This is a genomic window from Brevundimonas sp. (assembly GCF_031082345.1).
Lineage (GTDB): Bacteria > Pseudomonadota > Alphaproteobacteria > Caulobacterales > Caulobacteraceae > Brevundimonas.
Window position 1 is genome coordinate 1 of record NZ_JAVHLH010000157.1, and the last position, 6910, is coordinate 6910.

A 6910-nucleotide genomic window follows, 5' to 3' on the forward strand; every position below is an offset into this window, starting at 1 on the left:
CAGGGCGGCGCGGGCGGCGGTGACAGCCTCGGGCGTGATGGCGATGCGGCGCGGCGCGAAGCCGTCCAGCTTCACGCTCCAGTCGGCGACGGCGCCGCCGCCGCGCGCCTGCACGTCGTCGAGGATTTCGCGCACCACGTCGCTGACCCGGGTCTCCGCGCGGCGCGGGGGGCGGGCCAGGGCGTCGCGGCGCCCGGCGGCGTCGAGGGTGGTCCAGTCGATCAGCCGCATCACATCATCTTCTCGATCGGCAGGACGAGGATGGCCGAGGCCCCCGCGGCCTTGAGCTTCTCCAGCGTCTCCCAGAACACCGCCTCCTGGCAGACGGCGTGGACGGCGACGGCGTCGTCGCGGCCCGACAGGGGCATGACCGTGGGCGAGCCCGCGCCGGGCAGGATGGCGGTGATCTGGTCCAGCGCCGAGCGGGGGGCGTTGAGCATGACGTATTTGGCCCCCTGCGATGAGACCACCCCGGCCATGCGTTCGATGATGCTGTCGAGCAGGTGTTGCAGGGCGGGCTCGGGGGCGGCCGGCGAGCGGATCAGCACGGCCTGGCTTTCCAGCACGGTGTCGCGCGCGCCGAGGCCGTTGGCCTCGAGCGTGGCGCCGGTGGAGACCAGGTCGCAGATGGCCGAGGCCAGCTTTAGCCGGGGGGCGACCTCGACGGCGCCGCGCATGGTGACGATGTCGGCGCCGACGTTCCGCTCGTCGAGCCAGCGGCGCAGGATCCGGGGGTAGGAGGTGGCGATGCGCAGGCCCTCGAGCGAGGCCGGATTGTCATAGGCCAGGGTCGGCGGGACGGCGATCTTCAGGGTGCAGCGGCCGAAGCCGAGCGGCATGATCACCTCGGCGACGGGGCCGCCGTTGCGGGCCTCTTCCAGTACGTTCTCGCCGACGATGCCGAGGTCGCAGACGCCGTCGGCGACGAAGGTCGGGATGTCGTCGTCGCGCACCCGCAGCAGGTCGATCGGATAGTTCTCGACCCGGTAGAGCAGGTCGTTGGCGCCCTTGACCACGCGCAGACCGGCGTCGCGGACGAGGTCGAGGCTGCGGTCGGCCAGGCGGCCGGATTTCTGGACGGCGATACGCAGCCGCCCCTGAACAGTGCTCATGATTTCTACTCGGCTTTCAGGCGGTCCAGCACGAGGCGGTAGCCCTGGTGCGGCATTTCCTTGAGGAAGCGGGCGACCCGCACGACCGTGGTCGGGCTGGCCTGGGCCTCGGCGGCGATCTCGCGATACGACTTGCCGCCGGCGTCGAGCAGGCGGGCCACCTCCCAGCGCTCGGCGAAGGCGCGCAGTTCCGCCGGGGTGCAGAGGTCGGCGAGGAAGGCGTCGACCTCCTCTCGCGACTTCAGGGACAGCAGGGCGTCGTAAAGGGCGACGCGGCTGCGGGCCGTGGCGGCGGCGTTGCGGGGGAGGGTGTCGGTCATGCGTGTTCCACTATGCTGTAACGGTGGAACGGTCAAGAGGCGTCTCGTCGCCCCTCGACCCTCGCCGCTCGCCCCTCTATCTGCATCCCATGACCAAGGTTCTGATCATCGGCGCGGGGCATGCGGGGGGGACGGCGGCGGCCTTGCTGCGGCAGTACGGGCATGAGGGGCCGATCGTGCTGGCGGGCGAGGAGCCGGCGCCGCCGTATCAGCGACCGCCGCTGTCAAAGGCGTGGCTGAAGGGCGAGGCCGATCTGGAGGCGCTGCTGCTGAGGCCGGAGGTCTTCTACAAAGAGCATGGGATCGAGCTGCGGCTCGGCCTGACCGCGACGGCGATCGACGCGTCGGCGAAGACGGTGAGCTTCGCCGACGGGACGGTCGAGCCGTATGACGCCCTGATCCTGGCGACCGGCTCGACTGCGCGAAAGCTGACGATCCCGGGCGCGGATCGGCCGGACCTGCTGGAGCTGCGGACGCTGGCGGATGCGGAGCGGCTGAAGGCGGCGCTGGGGCCTGGCCGGCGGCTGGCGGTGGTCGGCGGCGGCTATGTCGGGCTGGAGGCGGCGGCCTCGGCGCGGGCGCTGGGAGCCGGGGCGGTCATCATCGAGCGGATGGACCGGGTGTTGGCCCGGGTGGCCTCGCGGACGCTGTCGGACTTCTTCACCCGCTATCATCGGGAGCACGGCGTCGAGGTGCTGACCTCGGCCGAGGTGACGGCCTTCGAGGCCGGCGGGGTGCGGCTGGGCGACGGACGGCTGATCGAGGCCGACGCGGTGCTGGTCGGCGTCGGGGCGGCGGCCTGCGACCAGCTGGCGGCCGGCGCGGGCCTGGTCCGGGAGAACGGCGTGGTCGTCGACGAGACGGCGCGCACATCGGACCCGGCCATCTGGGCCATCGGCGACGTGACCTTCCGGCCCATTCCGGCGCACGGCGGGCGGATGCAGCGGCTGGAGAGCGTGCCGAACGCGCTGGAGCAGGCCAAACAGGCGGCGGCGGCGATCACGGGACGGCCCGCGCCGACGCCCGAGGTTCCGTGGTTCTGGTCCGATCAGTACGACGTCAAGCTGCAGATCGCCGGCCTGCCCGAGGGCGCGGACCGGCAGGTGCTGCGCGGCGATCCGGAGGCGGCGGGGTTCGCGGTGTTCCATCTGGCCGGCGACCGGGTCGTCTGCGTCGAGGCGGTCAACGCCCCGGCCGAGTTCATGGCGGGCCGTCAGATGATCGGCCGGGCCACGCCGGTGGACGCGGGCCGGCTGGCCGACCCGGCCGTGTCGATGAAGGCGGTCGCGGCGGGGTGAGGCCGCTCAGGCGGCGACGACGGCCGCCTTGCGCGCCGGCCCGTCCAGCCGCTCGAGCAGGGCCGCGAAGGAGACCGGGCGGCCGATCAGATAGCCTTGGGCCATGTCGCAGCCCATGCCGCGCAGCAGCGCCAGCGCCGTGGGCGTTTCGACCCCCTCGGCGGTGACCTTCATGCCGAGGCCGTGGGCCAGATCGATGGTCGACTTGACCAGCAGGGCGTCGCGGGCCGAGTCGTCGAGGCCGAGGATGAAGCTCTTGTCGATCTTCAACTCGTCGGCGCGGATCTGCTTCAGATAGGTCAGGGACGACAGGCCCGAGCCGTAGTCGTCCAGCGATACCGAAATCCCGGCCTCGGCGAACCGGTCGAGGATGTGCAGGGCGACTTCGGGATTGCGGAACACGGCGGTCTCGGTGATCTCGAAGCACAGCCGCGCCCCGGAGGCCTCGACGGCCAAGAGGGCGAAATCGGCGAAGCTCTCGTCGGACAACAGGCGGCCGGAGACATTGACCGACACCATCAGATCGTGGCCGGCCTGGCGGAGCGCGGCCTGGTCGTGGATGGCCTGGTGGATGACCCATTCGGTGAGCGGCCGGATGTGGCCGGTCTCTTCGGCCATGGCCACGAACAGGTCGGGCGAGACGCAGCCGCGTCGCGGGTGGGTCCAGCGCGCCAGGGCCTCGACGGCCCGGACGCCTGCGGCGCGGAAATCGTATTTGGGCTGGTAGTTCAGCGAGAATTCGCCGTTGTCGAGCGCGGCCATCAGTTCGCTGATCAGCGACAGATTGCCGGCGGGGTCGCCATAGCGGAGGACGTCGAAGGCCATGGCCCGGCGATGGGCGGCGCGGGCCTGGTCGACGGCGATGGCGGCGCGGTCGACGGGAGAGGCGACGTTGCGGTTGGCCTGTCCGGTGCGGGCGACGCCGGCGGTCAGGACGATATCGACCGGGGCCCCGTTGAGGATCACCGGGGCCTGGGCCGCCTCGCAGAGCCGCGCGGCGGCCTCGACGGCCTGTTCGTCATCCCCGGCGTGGAGGACCAGGCCCAGAACGCCGGCCCCGACCCGGGCGACGGAGCCCTTGCCGGTCAGGCCGGAAAGTCGGCGGCCCACCATGGTCAGCAAGGCGGCCATGGAATCGTAGCCGATGGCGTTGCGCAGCACTTCGAAGCGGTCAATGCCGAACAGGACGACGTAGACCGGCTGTTCCCCGGCGGCGAGGCGCTCCAGCGACAGGCGGTTGCCGAGCCCGGTCTCCTGATCGTGGAGGGCCATGTGGGTCAGCCGCGCGTCGTGGTCGAGCGGGTTCGTCCGGCCGGAGACCGGCGAAAGCAGCGCCGACAGGTACGCGAACGGACTGCGCATCCTTCAGCGTCTAACGCACCCGGATGAAGCGGGCGTAAACCCCGGCGATCAGCGCGCGCCTTCGGACAACATGGCGGCGAAGGCGGGGGTGACGGTCTCGATCAGGCCGGCCTCGCCGCGGATGACGAAGGCGGCGGCGATGTTCATGGCTTCGGCGAAGGCGGGCCCTTCGTCGGGTCCCATGATGATCAGGGCGGTGGCCATGGCGTCGGCGTACATGGCCGTGTCGGCGAGCACGGTGACCGAGGCGACGCCGTTGTTGACCGGTCGGCCGGTGCGGCCGTCGATCATGTGGCTGTAGGTCTGGCCATAGACCTCGTAATTGCGGACCCAGTCGCCCGAGGTGGCGACGGCCATGTCGAACAGGGCGGCGACGGTGCGGGGCGCCGGCGTTCCAGGCGCCTGCTGCAGCTCGACCCACCACGGCCGGGCGTCGGGCTTGACCCCGGCGCCCCGCAGCTCGCCGCCGATCTCGACCAGATGGTGGGTCGCGCCCATGGCGGTGAGACGCTCCGACACCTTGTCGACCGCGTGGCCCCTGGCGATGCCTGACATGTCCAGCTTGACCCCGCCCAGCTGCTGCACCGCGCGGGCGTCGCGGTTGAGCCGCAGGCGGCCCCAGCCGCTGAGGGCGCGGGCGGTGGCGATCTCGTCCTCGAAGGGGATGGTGTGAGCCTTGCCGAAGGCGTCGAGCGGGCGCGGGCCGGGCGGGCCGAATCCCCAGAGATCGACGAGGGCGCCCAGGGTCGGGTCAACCGCGCCGTTGGTGTCGTCGGCGAGGTCGAGCGCGGCGTTCAGCAGCGCCCAGAAGGGCTCGGACACGGCCCAGAAGCCGGGCGGGGCGGCGTTGAGACGCGAGAGCTCGGACCGCGACTCCCAATGGCTGAACAGGAGGATGATCCGGGCCAGAACCTCCTCGATGGCCGACTGAAAGGCGGCCCGGTCGAGCCCCGGCGGGGGAACCAGACGAACCGCCCAGGTCGTGTCCATGGTCTCGCCGGCGAAGTCCCAGATCAGGTCCGAATCCGGGCGCGAGGGTGTCCGGCCGTGGACGGGGATCAGGACGCGATTGCCTGCGCGCGGACCGCCCTGGCCGATCTGGACGGGCGGCGGAGCGGAGCGATGGGGGGCGGAGGGGCGGTCGGTCAGGGCAGGACTTTCATGGCGGGCGTGGCGGCGTCGACCGCCAACGGCTTGTGCTGAAGTTGCGACGGTTTGCAAGAGCGTCAGCGCGACAGCCTGACCCCGAGACCGAGAGTTCGCGGCGGGCCGAAGCCGGCGACGCCCGGGCCGGTCTCGGCCACCTCGACCTCGGCGTCGAACAGATTGTGGACGGCTATCCAGACGGCGGCGGAGGGGGTGAGGCTCCAGTCGGCGCGAAGATCGACCGTGGCGGCGGCGTCCAGCACCCGGCTGTTGAGATCGTCGTCGAAACGGCGGCTCTCCCAGCGCAGGTCGGCGGCGAGCGCCAGCCGGTCCAGCGGCCGCCAGTCCAGTCCGGCGACGGCGCTCCAGATCGGGGCCTGGGCCGGGCGCAGGCCGGTCAGTTGCGGGGCCGCGGCGCCGCCGTCGACGCGGGCGTCGGTGGCGGAGAGGGCGGCGCGGAGCGACAGGGCGGCAGTCAGGTCGAGGCGGCCGTCGACCTCCAGCCCGGTCGCCTCGATGGTCCCGGCGTTCATCCGCTGGCGCAGAACGCCGCCCGCGGGGACGAAGCCGGCCCGCGGGAAGGTCCCGGGGCCCTCGCCGACGGTGACGTTGACGATGGCGTCCTCGATCCGGTTCCAGAACGCGGTCGCGGTCAGAGAGGCGCCGTCGCCGGTCCAGGCCCAGCCGGCCTCGCCGCCCGTCAGTCGCTCGGGCTCCAGGGCGGCGTTGGCTTCGGTCAGGTCGTTGCCGACGCGGAACGGGCGGTGCAGTTCGTTGAGGGTGGCGGGGCGGAAGCCGCTGTAGGCAGCGAGGCGCAGGGCCTGCCCGCCGCCGATCTCGCGGCGGGCGGCGACACGCGCGCTGACCACCTCGCCCGATCGGTCGGGATCGGCCTCGTCGAGCGTCGGCAGGCCGGTGGCCAGGTCGCGTTCGAGCCGGCGGCCGTCGCTGTTCGACCATGCGTCGTAACGGAGGCCCCCGGCGACGAGCCATGGGCCACTGGTCCAGGCTCCCTCCGCATAGAGGCCCGCGACCGAATTCTCCCCGCCGGCGACGCGGCTGCGCGTGAAGCCGGCGCCGAGATTGCGGAAGCGTTCGCGGGTCTCGCCCTCGTTGAAGCGGGCGTCGGCGCCCAGCTCCCATTCGATGCGGGCGACGCCGCTGACGATGACCCGGCGCAGGGCGGCGTTGGCGCCCCAGCCGGTGGCGGGGGTCTCGTCCTGGGAGGCGGCCGGACGGGCCGAGGACCGGTCGTCGGCGACGGCCACGAAGCTGTTCGACAGGTCGCTCTCGCGCCGCCAGGCCTGGAGTCGCCAGCCGGGACGGTCGGCGCGCGGCTGGACGGCGGCGGTGGCCGACAGGACGTTCCCGCTGGCGCTGGCGCGGCTGTTCTCGACGCCCGAACCGCGCTCCTCCTCGAAGGCGGCGGCGCGCACCGAGAGTGCGGCCTCGCCGAGCGGAATATCGGCACGCAGAGCGGCGGCGCGGACCTCCAGATCCAGCGGCGTGTCGGCGGCGCCGGCGTCCGGACCGCGCACGGGGACGTAGCCGTCACTGGTCTCGTAGAGGCCGGAGGCGACGAGGCGGACCGGGCCGATATCCGTCGCCCCGGAGGCGCCGAGGCGGACGCCGCCCCGTTCGGAGATCGAGGCGTCGAGCGCCCCGCCGGCGC

At 72.6% G+C, this 6910-nt stretch carries 6 protein-coding genes and 1 pseudogene; 1 reads left to right on the plus strand and 6 read right to left on the minus strand.

Features of this window, described 5'->3' with window-relative positions; genetic code table 11:
- The 3 genes and pseudogenes from RDU12_RS10585 to RDU12_RS10595 form a co-directional block, all read right to left on the minus strand.
- Nucleotides 1-231, minus strand: a pseudogene (locus RDU12_RS10585) (histidinol dehydrogenase); the annotation flags it as partial.
- The gene (hisG, locus tag RDU12_RS10590; protein ID WP_300293215.1) at nucleotides 231-1112 is read right to left on the minus strand and encodes an ATP phosphoribosyltransferase; all 882 of its coding nucleotides are present in this window, start codon (nucleotides 1110-1112) and stop codon (nucleotides 231-233) included. The pseudogene RDU12_RS10585 and the gene hisG, both read right to left, overlap by 1 nt.
- Before the next feature lie 5 nt (nucleotides 1113-1117).
- Nucleotides 1118-1432 carry a YerC/YecD family TrpR-related protein gene (locus tag RDU12_RS10595; protein ID WP_300293213.1) on the minus strand — a complete coding sequence of 105 codons (315 nt, stop codon included), beginning with the start codon at nucleotides 1430-1432 and terminating at the stop codon, nucleotides 1118-1120.
- A gap of 89 nt (nucleotides 1433-1521) precedes the next feature.
- Between RDU12_RS10595 and RDU12_RS10600 the strand changes: the two genes are divergently transcribed.
- The gene (locus tag RDU12_RS10600; protein ID WP_308684591.1) at nucleotides 1522-2730 is read left to right on the plus strand and encodes an FAD-dependent oxidoreductase; all 1209 of its coding nucleotides are present in this window, start codon (nucleotides 1522-1524) and stop codon (nucleotides 2728-2730) included.
- 6 nt (nucleotides 2731-2736) lie between these two features.
- Here the strand turns inward: RDU12_RS10600 and RDU12_RS10605 are convergent, their stop codons facing one another.
- The 3 genes from RDU12_RS10605 to RDU12_RS10615 all read right to left on the minus strand — a co-directional run.
- Complete coding sequence (locus tag RDU12_RS10605) at nucleotides 2737-4092, minus strand: bifunctional diguanylate cyclase/phosphodiesterase (protein WP_300292723.1); 1356 nt, start codon at nucleotides 4090-4092, stop codon at nucleotides 2737-2739.
- Nucleotides 4093-4140: 48 nt separating this feature from the next.
- Entirely contained in the window at nucleotides 4141-5082 is a 942-nt protein-coding gene (locus tag RDU12_RS10610; RefSeq protein WP_300292725.1) for an FAD:protein FMN transferase, read from the minus strand.
- A gap of 236 nt (nucleotides 5083-5318) precedes the next feature.
- On the minus strand, nucleotides 5319-6910 hold a 1592-nt coding region (locus RDU12_RS10615), incomplete at its 5' end, for a TonB-dependent receptor domain-containing protein (RefSeq protein WP_308684592.1).